Below are 20302 nucleotides of genomic sequence, written 5' to 3'. Positions count from 1 at the left end.
GATCTTTAGACACCTTCAGATGAAACAACACTTTTAGACTTTTTAAGAACCAATGTCATTCTACAGCCAAGCAAGCACAACATAGACAATCACTTAAACATGAAAAAACTACTTTTACTTTTTACAGCCATCTGCTTAGTTTCCGGGCTATTTGCCCAGCGGACGCTGGAGTGGAGCATCGGCGAAATAGATATCACCTGCGGGGAACAGATCCAGATCTGTTACCCTTTGCTGGTTGCTATCGACGACGGCTCCCAAAGCCCGGAACTAAGTACCAGTACAATGAGGATTTTTTACGACGCGGGATATCTAACCAATCTGAGCGTCACTAATGTGGAGACCGGTTATACCATAAACGGCTTCAATGAAAGTGCCGACGTTTACGGAGGGGTTTTCAATTTCACCGGCGGGGGCGGTATTTTTGCCCAGTTCGATCTGATTTCGGACAACTCTGCCAATGCGATTAACCTGACCGCTACGCCAACTCATGTGCTGGACTTTTGCTTCACCGTCGATCCGGCAGCCACCTTCCCCTTGTGTGCGCCCATCGTTTTTGATAACAATCATTGCGGTTGGGACGCGGGGATTGCCCAGGATGATGGATATCTGGTAAACGATGCCGGTATCGTGGGTACTTATTTCCTAAATGCAGACTATTCCGATGTTATCCTGGCGGATGACGAAGTGATCAACTACCTCTGGGAAGAAAATCCGGGCTTTGATTGCCGGGTGGATGCCCTGGCTGATAATGTTGGTATGACTTCCAGTACCGGTTGTATTGAGGATGCCTGTAATGCGGCGATATCTATTGTCAAAACCTCAGACCTGGATCTCGGTGCCGATGGAGTAGCCTCGGTCGGGGATATCATTACCTATACCTATACCGTGATCAATACGGGGCCGGCTACTTTATACGATGTGACGGTTGATGAAAATGCCGGCTCATTTACCGGTACGGGCCTGTTACCCGCTCCGGGTTCGGAAAATATTACCGTGAATGGAGGTTCTTCCAGTGATGCGGTAACGGATGCTTCTATTGATGTGCTGTCCCCGGGTGATGAAGCTGAATTCACGGCTACCTATGCCATCACCCAGGCAGATATTGATGCGGGAAGTGTAACCAACCAGGCCACCGCCACGGGTACACCCCTGGGCGCCGATCCGGTGACTGATGACTCGGATGATAATAGCCCCTTGGAAAATGATCCTACGGTAACTACGGTTCCGAGTGCAGGAAGCATCGATGTAACCAAGACCGATGTACTGGATCTGGGTGCGGATGGTGTCGCCACAGTAGGAGATGTGATTACTTACTCCTTCGTGATCACCAACACGGGTAACGTAACCCTGGACAACATCGTACTGAGCGATGCGGATGTGACCTTGGACTGCGACCTGACGGGTATAGTACTGGCTCCTGGCCAAAACACGACCTGTAGTGGCACCTATATGATCACGCAGGCCGATATCGATGCGGGTATCCATGTGAACTCCGCGACAGTAGACGCCGATGATCCGAACAACACCAACGTTACGGATACCTCCGATGATCCGGATGATACGGAGAACGTTGATCCAAACGGCGACGGCAATCCGGATGATCCTACCGATACGCCACTGCCGAGTGCGGGAAGTATCGATGTGACGAAGACTGATGTACTGGATCTGGGCGCGGATGGTGTGGCCACGGTTGGCGATGTGATCACCTACACTTTTGTGATCACCAACACGGGTAATGTCACGCTGGACAACATCGTACTGACTGATGCGGATGTGACTTTGGACTGTGATCTGACGGGCGTAGTACTGGCTCCGGGCCAAAACACGACCTGCAGTGGAACCTATATGATCACGCAGGCCGATATCGATGCGGGTATCCATGTGAACTCCGCCACGGTAGACGCCGATGATCCGAACAACACCAACGTAACGGATACGTCCGACGATCCGGATGATACGGAAAATGTCGATCCGAATGGCGACGGTAATCCGGACGATCCTACCGATACGCCACTGCCGAGTGCGGGAAGTATCGATGTGACTAAGACCGATGTACTGGATCTGGGTGCGGATGGTGTAGCCACGGTTGGCGATGTGATCACCTACTCCTTTGTGATCACCAATACCGGTAACGTAACCCTGGACAACATCGTACTGAGCGATGCGGATGTGACCTTGGACTGCGATCTGACGGGTGTAGTACTGGCCCCGGGCCAAAACACGACCTGCAGCGGCACCTATATGATCACGCAGGCGGACATTGACGCGGGTATCCATGTGAACTCCGCCACAGTCGACGCCGATGATCCGAATGATAATAACGTAACGGATACTTCCGATGATCCGGATGATACGGAAAACGTCGATCCAAACGGCGATGGCAATCCGGATGATCCGACCGATACGCCACTGCCGAGTGCAGGAAGCATCGATGTAACCAAGACCGATGTACTGGATCTGGGCGCGGATGGTGTAGCCACGGTTGGCGATGTGATCACCTACACTTTTGTGATCACCAACACGGGTAATGTCACGCTGGACAACATCGTACTGACTGATGCGGATGTGACTTTGGACTGCGACCTGACAGGCGTGGTATTAGCTCCGGGCCAAAACACGACCTGCAGTGGAACGTATATGATCACGCAGGCCGATATCGACGCGGGGATCCATGTGAACTCTGCTACGGTCGACGCCGATGATCCGAACAACAACAACAACGTAACGGATACCTCCGATGATCCGGATGATACGGAAAACGTCGATCCAAACGGTGACGGTAATCCGGACGATCCGACCGATACGCCACTGCCAAGCGCGGGAAGTATCGATGTAACTAAGACCGATGTTCTGGATCTGGGTGCGGATGGTGTAGCCACAGTTGGTGATGTGATCACTTACTCCTTTGTGATCACCAACACGGGTAATGTAACCCTGGACAACATCGTACTGAGCGATGCGGATGTAACGCTGGACTGCGACCTGACGGGTGTGGTACTGGCCCCGGGCCAAAACACGACCTGCAGTGGAACGTATATGATCACGCAGGCCGATATCGACGCGGGTATCCATGTGAACTCCGCCACAGTCGACGCCGATGATCCGAACAATACCAACGTAACGGATACGTCCGACGATCCGGATGATACGGAAAATGTCGATCCGAACGGCGACGGCAATCCGGATGATCCAACCGATACGCCGCTGCCGAGTGCGGGTAGCATCGATGTAACCAAGACCGATGTACTGGATCTGGGTGCGGATGGTGTCGCCACGGTTGGCGATGTGATCACCTACTCCTTTGTGATCACCAATACGGGTAATGTCACGCTGGACAACATCGTACTGACTGATGCGGATGTGACGCTGGACTGCGATCTGACGGGTGTGGTACTGGCACCGGGCCAGGATGTAACCTGCAGTGGCACCTACCTGATCACGCAAGCCGATATCGACGAGGGTATCCATGTGAACTCCGCCACGGTAGACAGCGATGATCCGAACAACACCAACGTAACAGATACGTCCGACGATCCGGACGATACGGAAAATGTCGATCCGAATGGCGACGGTAATCCGGATGATCCGACCGATACGCCATTGCCGAGTGCGGGAAGTATCAATGTGACCAAGACCGATGCCCTGGACCTGGGTGCGGATGGTGTCGCCACAGTTGGCGATGTGATCACTTACTCCTTCGTGATCACCAACACGGGTAACGTAACCCTGGACAACATCGTACTGAGCGATGCGGATGTAACGCTGAATTGCGATCTGACGGGTGTAGTATTAGCTCCAGGTGAAAACACGACCTGTAGTGGAACCTATATGATCACCCAGGCGGACATCGATGCGGGTATCCATGTGAACTCCGCCACGGTAGACGCCGATGATCCGAACAACACCAACGTAACGGATACCTCGGATGATCCGGATGACACCGAAAACGTTGATCCAAACGGAGACGGCAATCCGGACGATCCGACCGATACGCCACTGCCAAGCGCGGGTAGCATCGATGTGACCAAGACCGATGTTCTGGATCTGGGTGCGGACGGTGTTGCCACGGTTGGCGATGTGATCACTTACTCCTTTGTGATCACCAACACGGGTAATGTCACGCTGGACAACATCGTGCTGAGCGATGCGGATGTAACTTTGGACTGCGATCTGACGGGCGTAGTACTGGCACCAGGCCAGGATGTAACCTGTAGTGGAACCTATATGATCACGCAGGCCGATATCGACGCGGGTATCCATGTGAACTCCGCCACGGTAGATGCCGATGATCCGAATGATAATAACGTAACGGATACGTCCGATGATCCGGATGACACGGAGAACGTCGATCCAAACGGCGACGGTAATCCGGACGATCCGACCGATACACCACTGCCGAGTGCGGGAAGTATCGATATAACCAAGACCGATGTACTGGATCTGGGTGCGGATGGTGTCGCCACGGTTGGCGATGTGATAACTTACTCCTTTGTGATCACCAACACGGGCAATGTCACGCTGGACAACATCGTACTGAGCGATGCGGATGTAACTTTGGACTGCGACCTGACAGGAGTAGTGCTGGCACCAGGCCAGGATGTAACCTGCAGTGGCACCTATATGATCACCCAAGCCGATATCGATGCGGGTATCCATGTGAACTCCGCGACGGTAGACGCCGATGATCCGAACAACACCAACGTAACGGATACGTCCGATGATCCGGATGATACGGAAAACGTCGATCCAAACGGAGACGGCAATCCGGACGATCCAACCGATACGCCACTGCCGAGTGCGGGTAGCATCGATGTGACCAAGACCGATGTTCTGGATCTGGGTGCGGATGGTGTAGCCACGGTTGGCGATGTGATCACCTATAGCTTTGTGATCACCAACACGGGCAACGTCACCCTGGACAATATCGTACTGAGCGATGCGGATGTAACGCTGGACTGCGATCTGACGGGTGTGGTACTGGCCCCGGGCCAAAACACGACCTGTAGTGGAACCTATATGATCACCCAAGCCGATATCGATGCGGGTATCCACGTAAACTCCGCGACGGTAGACGCCGATGATCCGAATGATAATAACGTAACGGATTCTTCCGATGATCCGGATGATACGGAGAACGTCGATCCAAACGGCGACGGTAATCCGGACGATCCCACCGAAACCATCATCTGCCCGGTCATCGAGCAGATCGTTGCCACGGATCCGGTTGACTGTGATTCCCCGACGGGACGAATTGAGATCAATGCTTCCGGAGCGAATCTGCTGTACAGCATCAACGGAGGTGCATCCTTCAGTACCAGTTCCGTTTTTATTGGACTGGAAGCGGGTACATACGACATTGTGGTGAAATCCGATGATTGTGAAACGGACGGTGGCCAGGTCGTGCTGACGGCACCTGGTAACCCATCGTTTGTTTCGGCCAACACTATTAATCCAGATGATTGTGATTCGCCGACCGGGTCGATCACTATTACTTCGGACACGCCGGTGGCGGATACAGAATACAGCATAGACGGCGGAGTGACCTGGCAGTCTTCTAATACCTTCACCGGCCTGATCGCTGGCTATTACGAGGTATTTGTCAGAAACAATGATGGAACCTGTGCAACGGCAGGACCCGTAATTGTGCTGACCCAACCGAACGAGCCGATCCTCCTGTATACCACGACTACCAATCCGACCACCTGTGATGGAGATAATGGAACCATTACGGTAGTGGGTAGTGGTGGAGAGCCTCCTTATCAATTCAGCAAGGATGGAGGCGCGAATTGGACGATCGATACCACTGAATTTACTTTCACGGGACTGACCGCGGGCGATTACCAGATCGCGATCAGAAACAGCAATGGAACCTGTGAGATCGATCCGCTGCTGTTAACCCTGGACGATATCGATAAACCGACCATAGTAGATTACGACCTGGAACGTGCGATGTGCCTGAGCGGAGGTTCAGCGACCTTGTATGTGGACGGAGGTGAGATACTGGGTAGTTATCGCTACAGTACTGACGGTGTGACCTGGACGGCCGGCGGGCATATGTTCGTCTTCTCCGATCTTGGTCCGGGTACCCATACCCTGTATGTACAGAATGGCGACGGATCCTGTACGGTTGCTCTGGACATAACCATTCTGAGTGAATGTCTGGAACTGGAAAAAACGGCTGATCCTTTGGCCGATACGAATGGTGACGGTCTTATTGGCGGTGTAGGCGATGTAATTACTTACTCCTTCACGGTGACCAATACCGGTGATGTTCCGCTGACCAGTGTGAATATCGTTGATAATACGGCCGGAGTTTTTGTGGCAAATAGTTTTGCCGGCACCCTGAATCCGGGTGAATCCTATTCCGGAGCGATCGCTCAGCATACGATTACGGCCGCAGATGTTGCTAATGGTTCATTCCTGAACCAGGCGACCGTTTCGGGCCAGAATCCGGAAAACCAACCGGTAGATGATCTTTCTGATGATCCGACCGATCCAACCAATAATGACCCTGATGGCGACGGAGAACCGGACGATCCTACGATCGTGTACCTGCCGGGTAGTATTTCGGGTACGGTCACGGACGAGAACGGCGACGGTATTGCCGGGGTAGTGATCGAACTGTGGGAAGATACCAATGGTGACGGTACACCGGATACCAATACGGGACTGACTGCGACCACGGATGCGAACGGCGATTATGTCTTCCTGAATGTTTTTGCCGGTGATTATGTGATTGTTGAGCAGCAACCGGCGGATTACACCACAGTCAGCGACGGTGATGCGACCCCGGATGCCGGTGGGGATCAGGCGAACGTTTCTACCACGGATAATCTGATCCCCGTGAGCGTAGCTCCGGGTGAAGCGGACGCGGATAACGACTTTGCCGAAGACGGCAACCCGGGTAGCATTTCGGGCACGGTCACGGACGAGAACGGTGATGGTATTGCCGGCGTGGTGATCGAACTGTGGGAAGATACCGATGGTGACGGTACGCCGGATACCAATACGGGACTGACCGCGACCACGGATGCGAACGGCGATTATCTCTTCCTGAATGTAGACAACGGTGACTACGTACTGGTTGAGCAACAACCAGCGGATTACACCAGTGTTAGCGACGAGGATACGATCGATGACGGCGATCCGTTCGATACGGATGCGACAGTAGATAATCAGATACCGGTAACGGTAGCTCCGGGCGAAGCGGATACCGGCAACGACTTTGCGGATGCCGGCAACCCTGGTAGCATTTCAGGTACGGTAACGGACGAGAACGGCGACGGTATTGCCGGCGTAGTGATCGAACTGTGGGAAGATACCGATGGTGACGGTACGCCGGATAGCAATACGGGACTGACCGCGACCACGGATGCGAACGGCGATTATCTCTTCCCGAATGTGGATAATGGCGACTACGTAGTTATTGAGCAGCAACCGGCGGATTACACCACAGTGAGCGACGGTGATGCCACCCCGGATGCGGGAGGTGACCAGGCCAATGTTTCGACGACGGATAACCTGATCCCGGTAAGTGTAGCTCCGGGTGAAGCAGATGCGGATAACGACTTTGCGGATGCCGGCAACCCGGGTAGTATTTCAGGTACGGTAACGGACGAGAACGGCGACGGTATTGCCGGGGTAGTGATCGAACTGTGGGAAGATACCGACGGTAACGGCACGCCGGATACCAATACGGGACTGACCGCGACCACGGATGCCAATGGCGATTACCTCTTCCCGAATGTAGATAATGGTGACTACGTACTGGTTGAACAACAACCGGCGGATTACACCAGCGTGAGTGATGAGGATACGATCGATGACGGCGATCCATTCGATACGGATGCAACGGTAGATAATCAAATCCCGGTAAGTGTAGCTCCGGGAGAAGCGGATGCCGGCAACGACTTTGCGGAAGACGGCAACCCGGGTAGTATTTCAGGTACGGTAACGGACGAGAACGGCGACGGTATTGCCGGGGTAGTGATCGAACTGTGGGAAGATACCGACGGTAACGGCACGCCGGATACCAATACGGGACTGACCGCAACCACGGATGCGAACGGCGATTACCTCTTCCCGAATGTGGACAATGGCGACTACGTAGTCATTGAGCAGCAACCGGCGGATTACACCACCGTAAGTGACGGTGACACAACGCCGGATGCCGGTGGCGATCAGGCCAACGTTTCCACCACGGATAATCTGATCCCGGTAAGCGTAGCTCCAGGAGAAGCGGATGCGGATAACGACTTTGCGGAAGATGGCAACCCGGGTAGCATTTCGGGTACGGTCACGGACGAGAACGGTGATGGTATTGCCGGGGTAGTGATCGAACTGTGGGAAGATACCGATGGTGACGGTACGCCGGATACCAATACGGGACTGACCGCGACCACGGATGCCAATGGCGATTACCTCTTCCCGAATGTAGACAATGGTGACTACGTACTGGTTGAACAACAACCGGCGGATTACACCAGCGTCAGTGATGAGGATACGATCGATGACGGCGATCCATTCGATACGGATGCGACGGTAGATAATCAAATACCGGTAACGGTAGCTCCGGGAGAAGCGGATGCCGGCAACGACTTTGCGGAAGACGGCAACCCAGGTAGTATTTCAGGTACGGTAACGGACGAGAACGGCGACGGTATTGCCGGGGTAGTGATCGAACTGTGGGAAGATACCGATGGTGACGGTACGCCGGATACCAATACGGGCCTGACCGCAACCACGGATGCAAATGGTGATTACCTCTTCCCGAATGTGGACAATGGCGACTACGTAGTCATTGAGCAGCAACCGGCGGATTATACCACCGTCAGTGACGGCGACGCAACGCCGGATGCCGGTGGCGATCAGACCAACGTTTCCACCACGGATAATCTGATCCCGGTAAGCGTAGCTCCGGGTGAAGCGGATGCGGATAACGACTTTGCGGAAGACGGCAACCCGGGTAGCATTTCGGGTACGGTCACGGACGAGAACGGTGATGGTATTGCCGGCGTGGTGATCGAACTGTGGGAAGATACCGATGGTGACGGCACACCGGACACCAATACGGGACTGACCGCGACCACGGACGTGAACGGCGATTACCTCTTCCCGAGTGTGGACAATGGTGACTATGTAGTGATCGAACTGCAACCTGATAATTATTCCTCAATCAGTGACGGTGATGCAACCCCGGATGCCGGTGGCGACCAGGTCAATACCTCGCAGACGGATAATCAGATCCCGGTAAGTGTAGCTCCGGGAGAAGCAGATGCGGATAACGACTTCTCTGAGGAGTTGGATTGTATCGAGTTCGAACTTTGGGTCTACCTGGAAGGAAGTCTGATCGTACCGCAAACCGCCGAATACCAGGTGCCTATGCGGACCACACTGAATGATTCCAGACTGTTACCTGGACAGTATAGTGCGAATCCGTTTACCGGAAACATCTATACCGCGCCTCTGGGGACCAGTGGTCAGGTATTCAATGTCGGTCCCTGGAATTACGATGGCGGAGAAGGACTGTTGTACGACTCCGGTGGATCCAGCGCCAATGCGGACGCCGGTTATCCATCCACAGTTACGGATTGGGTACTGGTTTCTCTGAGAACCAATCCGGAAGATGGCTCCGAAGCGATCTGCCAGCGTGCGGCCTTACTCCATAATGATGGACGCATTGAATTTGTCGGCGATGATTGCTGCAAGCTCGATCCGGGCCAGAGTTACTACATCGTAGTTGAACACCGCAATCACCTGATCGTGATGTCCCACGAAGCAGTGCCGATCGTCAACGGAAAGATCACTTACGATTTCCGCGATAAGCAGTCCTATGTCAATGATCCTTTTAATTCCGGATCCTTCATCGGACAAAAAGAAGTACTGCCGGGTGTGTTTGCCATGTTTGCCGGTAACGGTGATCAGACCGAAACCATCAACAGCGATACGGACATCAATGCCTCCGACTTTGCCAAATGGTTGAACAACGGACCACAGAACCGAACCTTCAACCTGGTAGATTACAATATGGATGGCGATGTCAGTGCTCTGGATTTCGATTTGTGGCAATCCAACTCACCTGGTTTCACCAGTGTGAAAAGAGATTAATTGTCCCCATCAGAGAGGCGGATCCCACCGGGTGTTCGCCTCTCGACTCCCTTTTCGGGAACTGTCATTTGCATATTAGAGTGTGTTTGGGATTTTTTCTTTGTGGCGAAAACAGTCAATTTTTTGATTAGACGAAGCTCATTTTGAAGTGCATACCCGGAGGGTACGGACTGAAAAATAGCTGAAGTATAAACGAAAAAGTGGCGTTTGCAGCCCGATTAATAATTCCCAAGCACACTCGTAAAAGCCGGACGGAGGAAGAAAGTCCTCCTACGGTCTTTAAATCAAAATAAATATGAAAAAATTACTAATACCTCTTTTTGTTATTGCAGCCATGGTCTCCGTCTCGGCCCAGAAACAGGCCGAGCGGACCCTGAGCTGGAGCATTGGAGAAGCACAGTTGAGCCGGGGTAAGGACGTTATGGTCAAATACCCACTCGTGGTTTCCATTAGTGATGCGGCAAATACCCCCCAACTGGGCACCAGTACGATCCGCTTCTTTTACGATGCGGGCTATCTGGAATCCGTCAGCGTCGAAAATGTGGAGAACGGCTACGAAGTGAGCGGCTACAACCTGAGCAAGGATGTATACGGTGAGGTCTTTGGGTTTGCCGGTGGGGGAGGAGTGTTCGCTCAGTTTGATATCATTGCCAACAATGCGAATCTGATCAACCTTTCCGAAACGCCCGTTCATATCCTGGACTTTACGTTTCGGGTAAAGCCGGGCGCTAAAATTCCACTCTGCGCCGCCCTGGTACTGGATAACAATTCCAGCGGAAGTGAAAAGGGCAATTACCAGGATGTTGGCTATCTGGTTAACGATTCGGGCATTGTGGGTACCTACTTTATGAATAAAGATACCCGACAGACCTTCCTGGCGGATGATGAAGTGCACAACTTCATGTGGAGCCGATCCATAGCCTTCGATAAACTGATCGATAAACTGGAGGATCGTGCCGGCCGGATGGTCGTGGAAAAATCCGCAGGATGCCTGCAACCGCAGCAACGTCCCGAAACCGCTGTACTCCGGGATTTTCGGGCTAAAAAACTTGGTTTGGACCAGGCGGTCCTGGATTGGAGAACCAGCTCGGAATTCAATAACGATTTCTTTGATGTGCAAAGATCGGAAGATGGACTCGTCTTCGAAACTATTAGTACCGTGCGCGGCCAATGGAACGCTACCGAAACGACTACCTACCAATTTCTCGACGAAGAAGTGAAACCAGGGAAAGCCTATTATCGCCTGGCCCAGGTGGACCGGGAAGGCAATACGAAATATTCGGCCGTTCGCACTTTGGAGTTTGCCGGGCAAGATCCCGCGGCGGATCAGTTGGAGGTTAGTTTTTATCCGAATCCCAGCAAGGGGATTACCAACATTCGGGCCAACCGCTTCTTTACGGGGTTCAGCCTGACCGTTCTGGATAGCCGGGGAAGCATGGTGCAGTTCCTGCAAAATGTAAGCTCCGGCGATGTGCTGGATCTGACATCCCTGGATGCCGGCGTGTATAATCTGGTGCTGAAAAACGAAGAAGACGACGATAACCCGTTGGTGAAAAGCCTGGTGATCTCGAGGTAGATGACGATTAATGAATAGTTGCATATTGAGGCTACCCCACCATGCCTGTTGCTGGGACCAGTTTGGTCCCGGCAAAAAATATTTTCGCTAATAACAACAAACCCTAATAGCATTTTAAGCCAGGATTTATAACCATCCAACCGGACGATTTTAGTCCCGTCGGATCCTCTTAAGGCAACAGTGTTGAACTGTGGTGCCCCTGGACGACCCAGCTCTCTCGGACCTCTAAAAGCGATCTGGATTGGCAAAAAATACTAAGACACCCCGGACTTGAATTGCTACTAGAGTAGTCTGTAACAAAAATAAATTATGCTTCTGAAACGTGCCTTTATGTCCTACCCTTCGTCTCGTCCTCACCTTGACTTCGCCGCAGGGCCCCTGCCCCGCGCCTCGTGTAGGCTATCAGGTTCCGGGCGTTCCTTGGTTGGAACAAAAGTTCATCACTCAGAAACGAAACTTACTTCTGCTACAGACTACTGCTCATAATCCATTAATAATAATCAAGATGAAAAAACTTTTACTAATTCTACTGGGATGCATTGGCATTACCTTGCAGTTATGGTCTCAAAGGACACTTGAATGGAGTTTCGGTGAGGCGCAGATCACATGTGGCGAAACTACTGAGATCTGCTTTCCGCTGCTGGTGTCCATCGATGATGAAACGAATACCCCGGAGCTGGGTACGAGTACCATCAGATTCTTCTACGATGCAGGGTATTTGAGTAATATGACGATCCAGAGCGTAGAAAATGGCTACAGTATTAATGGATTAAATTTGAGTAATGATGTGTACGGGGATGTCTTTGGTTTTGCTGGTGGTGGCGGTGTCCACGTACAGTTTGACCTGATCGCAAACGAGACCAATCCTATCGATCTGTTTAATACCCCGACCCACGTTATGGACTTCTGCTTTACGGTTGAACCGGACGTGACCTATCCGATGTGTGCCTCCCTGGTACTGGATAATAACCACTGTGGCTGGGATATGGGCATCGCAGCTGACGATGGATACGTAGTGAACGACGCCGGCCTCGTGGGTACCTACTACTTGAATGGGATTACCAATAATGTAGTTTTAGCGGATGATGAAGTGATCAACTTCCTGTGGGACGCTAACCCGGGTTTTGATTGTCGGGTCGACCAGTTAGACGATGAAGTAGGCATGTCGGCCAGCGCCAACTGTATTGAAGATGCCTGTGCCATTAACCCGCTCCTGGGTTTGGTGAAAACTTCTACCTACGACGCGGATGCCGGCATAATTACTTATACCTACACCGTAACCAATACCGGGGATGTCACCCTCTATGATGTTGATGTAATTGAAGAAGTAACTCAGTTTAGCGGTGCGGGCGCCCTACCTGTTCCGGTTTACGATGCCGGAGGTACCGACGAAGACGGCGAGGGCGATCTGCCGGACCTGCTGGTGGGTGCCAGCCTCACCTATACGGCTACTTATTCGGTCCTGCAGGCCGATATTGATATGGGGGGTGTCGTCAACCAGGCTTCTGCATCCGCTACTGACCCCAATGGCGGTTCGGTAAATGATTTTTCTGATGATAACAGTCCGCTGGAAGGCGAAAATGATCCTACGACGACCCCGATCGGTCAAAATGCCCAGCTCGGACTGGTGAAAACTTCGGTCTTTGATGCCATGTCTATGTCCATCACCTATACCTACGAGGTGATGAATATGGGTAGCGTTACTTTATACGATATCGATGTTTCCGAAAATCTGGGAAGCTTTTCCGGAACCGGTACTTTACCTACACCTGTTTATCTGGCCGGTGGGACCGATGAGGACGGCGAAGGGGATCTTTGGGATCTACTGCCCGGAGCCTCACTGACCTATACGGCTACTTATACCGTTACCCAGGCGGATATCGATGCCGGTGGGGTAACCAACCAGGCCACCGCCGCGGCTGTTGATCCATCCGATAATCCGGTTACGGACGATTCCGATGAGTCCAGTTTTTTAACCGGTAGTGATGACCCGACCTTCACGCCTATTAACCTGCCCCGGATACTGGACTGGAGTTTTGGTACCACCGATGTAAACTGTGGAGAGCAGATCCAGGTCTGTATTCCGGTCCTCCTGTCGATCAATGATGAATCCCAGATGCCGGAACTGGGCACCAGTACGATCCGCTTCTTTTACGACGCCGGATCTCTTGCTAACCTCAGTGTAGAAAATATTGAAAATGGATACCTCGTCAATGGTTTATCCGAAAGCGATGATGTATACGGCGATGTATTTAATTTTAACGGGGGAGGTGGTATTCAGGTCCAGTTCGACCTGATCGCTAATGAATCTAACCCCATCGATCTGTTCAATACGCCCGTCCATATCTTGGATCTCTGTTTTACAGTGGATTCCAATGCAGATTTCCCGCTTTGCGCGTCGCTCGTTTGGGATAACAACCACTGTGGATGGGATAATGGCATTGGTCAGGACGATGGCTATCTGGCGAATGACGCCGGTTTGGTTGGTACTTACTTCCTGGATGGAAATACCGATGATGTTATCCTGGCGGATGATGAGGTGACTAACCTCCTGTGGCAGGAAGACAATAGCTTCGACTGCCGGGTAGAAGAACTGAATGATGTAGCGGGGATGGCCCTCACCGATAATTGCATTCAAAGTACCTGCTTTTACGAACTGAACCTGGTCAAAACGGCGATCGAGATCAATGGGGATGCCGGAACTACTACCTATTCGGCGGTAGGCGACGTGATCACCTATGAATTTGTAGCTACCAATGATGGTAACCTCCCACTGACCAATGTTACAATTAGTGATCCGCTGCCGGGACTGAGTGCGCTATCCTGCACCCAACCGGTTGAACTGGCCCCGGGTGAGAGTCTGACATGTACGGCTACCTATACGATCACCCAGGCGGACCTGGACGCGGGAATGGTAATAAATACCGCTTCGGCGGACTCCGATGAGACTGATCCGGTGGAAGATGATGAAATGGTAACGGCCGATGGTATGTCGGTACTGAGCCTGACCAAGACGGCGGATGTGTCGACCTATGATGCAGTGGGGGACGTGATCACCTATACCTTCGTTGCGACCAACGAAGGCAATGTGTCCCTAACCAATGTAAGCATCAGTGACCCGCTACCCGGCTTATCGGCTTTGGCCTGCACCCAGCCGGTTGATCTGGCTCCGGGTGAGCACCTGACCTGCACGGCTACCTATATGATTACGCAAGCGGACCTGGATGCCGGTTTGGTATTCAATACGGCCACAGCGGATTCGGATAAGACCGATCCGGTGGAAGATGAGGAGACCGTAACGGCGGATCAAACCAATCAGATCATGATCGTGAAGGAATCCATTGAGGATACCTACGATATGGTCGGTGATGTGATCCATTATACCCTGACGGTAACCAATACCGGTAACACCACGATCTATAATGTAGAAGTTACCGATCCCGATGTGAATCCCGGAAGTATCGTCTACGTCGGTGGTGACGATGGGAACGGTGCCCTGGATGTTGGAGAAACCTGGGACTACACCGCTCAGTATACCATCCAGCAAAGTGATCTGGATAATGGTAGTTTCACCAACACGGCCAGTGTCAATGGTGCCGCCGATACGGATGGTGACGGAACCGGCGATACGCCGGTAACCGATGAGGATGATGACATCGTCACTGCCGTTATGGATCCATCCCTGTCTTTGACCAAGACGGCGGATGTAGCGACCTACGATGCGGTAGGGAACGTGATCACCTATACCTTCGTAGCGACCAACACCGGTAATGTGACCCTAAATAACGTAACGGTCAGCGATCCGCTGCCGGGCTTATCGGCTTTAGATTGTACGCAGCCGGTAACCCTGGCCCCGGGTGAAAACTTGACATGTACAGCTACCTATACAATTACGCAAGCGGACCTGGATGCAGGCTCTGTCTTTAATACGGCTACGGCGGATTCGGATGAGACCGATCCGACTACGGATGATGAAACGGTAACGGCGGACCAAACGCCGGTATTGAGTCTGACCAAGACGGCGGATGTAGCGACTTACGATGCGGTCGGTGACGTGATCACCTACACTTTCGTTGCCACCAACGAAGGCAACGTAGCACTGACCAACGTCACGATCAGCGATCCCCTACCGGGCTTGTCAGCTTTGGCATGTACCCAACCGGTCGATCTGGCCCCGGGTGAGAGTCTGACCTGTACAGCGACTTACACGATTACACAGGCGGACCTGGATGAAGGTTCCGTATTCAATACGGCTACGGCGGACTCGGATGAGACCGATCCGGTGGAAGATGACGAGATGGTAACGGCCGATGGCATGCCGGTACTCACCCTGACCAAGACGGCAGATGTAGCAACTTACGATGTTGTCGGTGACGTGATCACCTACACTTTCGTTGCCACCAACGAAGGCAATGTGGGTCTGACCAACGTCACGATCAGCGATCCGCTGCCGGGACTAAGTGCGCTGTCTTGTAACCAACCGGTAGATCTGGCTCCGGGTGAAAGCCTGACCTGCACGGCGACCTATACGATTACGCAAGCGGATCTGGATGCGGGTTCTGTCTTAAATACGGCTACGGCCGACTCGGATGAGACCGATTCGGTGGAAGATGACGAGATGGTAACTGCCGATGGCATGCCGGTACTAAGCTTGACCAAGACGGCGGATGTAGCAACTTACGATGCGGTAGGCGACGTGATCACCTACACCTTCGTAGCGACCAACGAAGGCAACGTGGCACTGACCAACGTAACGATCAGCGATCCGCTGCCGGGCTTATCGGCTCTGGCTTGCACCCAACCGATAGATCTGGCTCCGGGTGAGAGCCTGACCTGTACAGCTACTTATACGATTACGCAAGCGGACCTGGATGCAGGCTCCGTATTCAATACGGCTACGGCCGATTCGGATGAGACCGATCCGGTGGAAGATAACGAGATGGTAACGGCCGATGGTATGCCGGTACTGAGCTTGACCAAGACGGCGGATGTGGCAACCTACGATGCGGTAGGCGACGTGATCACCTACACCTTCGTGGCCACCAACGAAGGCAACGTAGGCCTGACCAACGTCACGATCAGCGATCCGCTGCCGGGACTGTCAGCATTGGCTTGCACCCAACCGGTAGATCTGGCCCCGGGCGAGAGCCTGACCTGTACGGCGACTTACACGATTACGCAAGCGGACCTGGATGCAGGTTCTGTCTTAAATACCGCTACGGCGGATTCGGACGAGACCGATCCGGTGGAAGATGACGAGATGGTAACGGCCGATGGCATGCCGGTACTGAGTCTGACCAAGACAGCGGATGTGTCAACATACGATGCCGTGGGTGATGTGATCACGTATACGTTCGTGGCCACCAACGAAGGCAACCAAGGCCTGACCAACGTCACGATCAGCGATCCGCTGCCGGGACTGTCAGCATTGGCTTGTACCCAACCGGTCGATTTGGCCCCGGGTGAGAGTCTGACCTGTACGGCGACTTACACGATTACCCAAGCGGACCTGGATGCAGGTTCTGTCTTCAATACGGCTACGGCGGATTCGGATGAGACCGATCCGGTGGAAGATGACGAGATGGTAACGGCCGATGGCATGCCGGTACTGAGTCTGACCAAGACAGCGGATGTAGCAACTTACGATGAAGTAGGCGACGTGATCACGTATACCTTTGTTGCGACCAATGATGGTAACGTTACGTTGACCAATGTCAGCATTAGCGATCTGCTACCGGGACTATCCGCGCTGAGCTGTGCTCAGCCGGTAGCCCTGGCCTCGGGCGAGAGCCTGACCTGTACGGCGACTTACACGATTACGCAAGCGGATCTGGATGCAGGTTCCGTATTCAATACGGCCACAGCGGATTCGGACCAGACCGATCCGGTAACGGACGATGAAACGGTGATCGGTTTGGACGTAGATCCGTGTGTTGTATCGGTGGATTGTGTCGACTTCTCGTACAGCGGAAGTGCTGATTACGGAACGGGAAAAACGCAACTTTGCTTCAACATTCAGGTGAACTGCGGCTATGGATTAAGCTACGTAGCTTTTGATGTAGCTGGCAATGTCATCTATCCGGAAAACGGAGCAACCGTGGTGGGAACGACCGGAACTTCTTATACCGTAGAGAACCCGACCAACCTGCCGTTTGCCAATTCCATCAAATTTGAAACGATTGGTGAAGGGCCTAAAGCTGGAGCGGTTGAGCAATTCTGTCTGGTATTACCTACGGAAATTGTCGACGGGATGCAATCGGTCCAGATTGAAGTGAAAGCCGGTGGTCAGACCTATCGGGTGGATCTGAGCCTGACCGGAGAAGAATGTAAGGATTGTGATCAGCAGGTAGTTTGTCCGGGACAACTGGAAGTCAGCCTGCAGGAGAATTGCGAAGCCATACTGCCCCTGGCGAGTGCTGCACCTAATTTCCAGTGCGATGCGACCGTTGTGGTGGAAGACGGCATCGGATCCGATAATGTGATCCAGGGATGTGGTACCTATAAGTACATCGTAACGGACAATAGCGATCCAAACAACAATTGCTGGGGATACATCACGGCCTCGGATTATCAGCCGCCGGTACTGGCCTACTGCCCGGATGATGTTTCCGGATGGGATACTTACGATTACGGCTATCAGGAGTTTGTTTGCTCCGATATCGATAAACTGCTGCTGGACGGACCGGCGACTTATGTCCTGGATGCGGACGGTAACCTGATCGGAGGTTCTATTTCTTCCAAGCACGCCGAATGGCTGCTGGTCCACGTTACCGGCTACGCCAAATTCACCGACAATTGCGGGGACATCACCGTAACGGTAATGGACGAGGTGATTACTGGATATGATCCTAACTGCGATGACGTAGTGATCCGCCGGAAGTTCACGGCCGTAGATTCCTGCAAAGAGCTGGCATCTCCGGATGTATGCTACCAGGACATCATCATCGGCAAGCCTTCTCTGGATGACGTTTACTGCCCGAAAGATGCTGAGCTGTCTTGCGAAGACGACATCAAACTGGACGCTAAAGGTAACCCTCATCCCGATGAGACTGGCTATCCTTGGTTGTACCAGGCTTTTGACGTTGACTACGTGAAAGGCGAAGACGACTGGGCAGACTACGAGCACAAAGCTTACCTGAACCAGACTTTCTGCAACCTGGGTGCTTCTTACACCGACGGTGAGCGGATCGAAGTTTGTGAAGGAACTTATAAGATCGTTCGTACCTGGGAGATCCTCGACTGGTGTGTTGAGGGCTACGCCCGCGTTCGTGAATGCAAGCAAACCATCAAAGTGGGCGACCTGTCCAAGCCGGTGGTGAGCTGCGAAGAAGTAGATTATGACAACGACGGTCACAAAGACCTGCGTACGTACTCTACCGGTCCTTACGACTGTACGGCTGCTTTTGCAGTGCCGATGCCTGTGGTGGAAGACAACTGCTCCAGCTGGGAAGTACTGACTGAGATTGTTGGTTTCTCTACTGACGGTCCGGTTGTTGCGACCATCGCTCCTGGTGCATCTCGCTATGTATCCGGTATTCCTCTGGGTTGCCACTTCATCAAGTACACAGTAACTGATGCCTGCGGTAACAAAGAAGTGATCTTCTGTGCCTTCCAGGTGGAAGATCTGGTTGAGCCGATCGCAGTATGCGACGACGATCTGAACGTATCTATCGGTGGCCAGGGACTGGCTCGCGTATACGCTGACGACATCGACGAAGGAAGCTCTGACAACTGCGGACCGATCCGCATCGAAGTACGCCGCCGCGTACTGATCGACGGTTACGAGTGCCTCGATATGTTTGACTACGACGGTGACGGAGAAGTTATCGATGATGAACTGCAACTGAGCGTTCAGTTCGGTGATCCGGACGGAGACGGTGTTGGCCAGGAATTCTACTACACGCCATGGGGTGACTACGTAGACTTCACCTGCTGCGATATGAACGAAAATGTACGCGTTGAACTGCGTGTATGGGACGACCGCAACGGAGACGGCGTACCAGGAAATACCATTGAAAAAGCTTACTGCGGCGAATACGACGCTGCTGATGTACGCGACAACTACAATGTATGCTGGATGGATCTGTTGATCGAAGACAAACTGCCTGCATACTGTGTACCACCGCTGCCTGCCGCTATTGACTGCGACGAACTGCCATTCGACTTTGACCCAACTGACTCTGAGCAAATGACTGAACTGTTCGGCGAAGCCACCGGTTCTGACAACTGCCCGGGTTACACGGTAGTAGAACTGGATCCGCTGACTGACGACCTGACTGACTGTGGCTACGGAACTTTCGTACGTCGCTTCCAGGTGTCTGACGCAAAAGGTCTGACTTCTACGAACAAGTGTGAGCAGGTTGTAACGATCAAAGAGCAGCACAAATACAAAATCAAGTTCCCGAAAGATGCTGAAGCTAACTGCGGTACTCCTCAGGTAGACACCATCGAAACGGAAGAACTGGCTTGTGACCTGCTGGCAATCAGCGTGAAGGATGATTTCTTCTCTGCTTCCGGCGACGAGTGCTACAAAATTTTCCGCACTTACTCTGTAATCAACTGGTGTGAGTACGACGGGATCTCTGATCCGGTTGTAGTTAGCCGCGACGAAGACTGCGA

The 20302-nt window shown here is 52.7% G+C and carries 3 protein-coding genes; all 3 read left to right on the top strand.

Annotation, left to right across the window (positions count from 1 at the left end; translation table 11 throughout):
- Positions 1-99 precede the first annotated feature (99 nt).
- Entirely contained in the window at positions 100-10107 is a 10008-nt protein-coding gene (locus CRP01_RS32315) for a DUF7507 domain-containing protein (RefSeq protein WP_099154221.1), read from the top strand.
- 295 nt (positions 10108-10402) lie between these two features.
- A complete protein-coding gene (locus CRP01_RS32310; RefSeq protein ID WP_143473624.1) occupies positions 10403-11683 on the top strand; it encodes a T9SS type A sorting domain-containing protein in 1281 nt (426 codons plus the stop codon).
- 505 nt (positions 11684-12188) lie between these two features.
- A partial coding sequence (locus CRP01_RS32305) for a DUF7507 domain-containing protein (RefSeq protein WP_143473623.1) occupies positions 12189-20302 on the top strand: 8114 nt, incomplete at its 3' end.

It is taken from the genome of Flavilitoribacter nigricans DSM 23189 = NBRC 102662, assembly GCF_002646595.1.
In the GTDB taxonomy this organism is placed as follows: Bacteria; Bacteroidota; Bacteroidia; order Chitinophagales; family Saprospiraceae; genus Flavilitoribacter; species Flavilitoribacter nigricans.
This window is presented reverse-complemented; position numbering and strand designations above follow the sequence as displayed.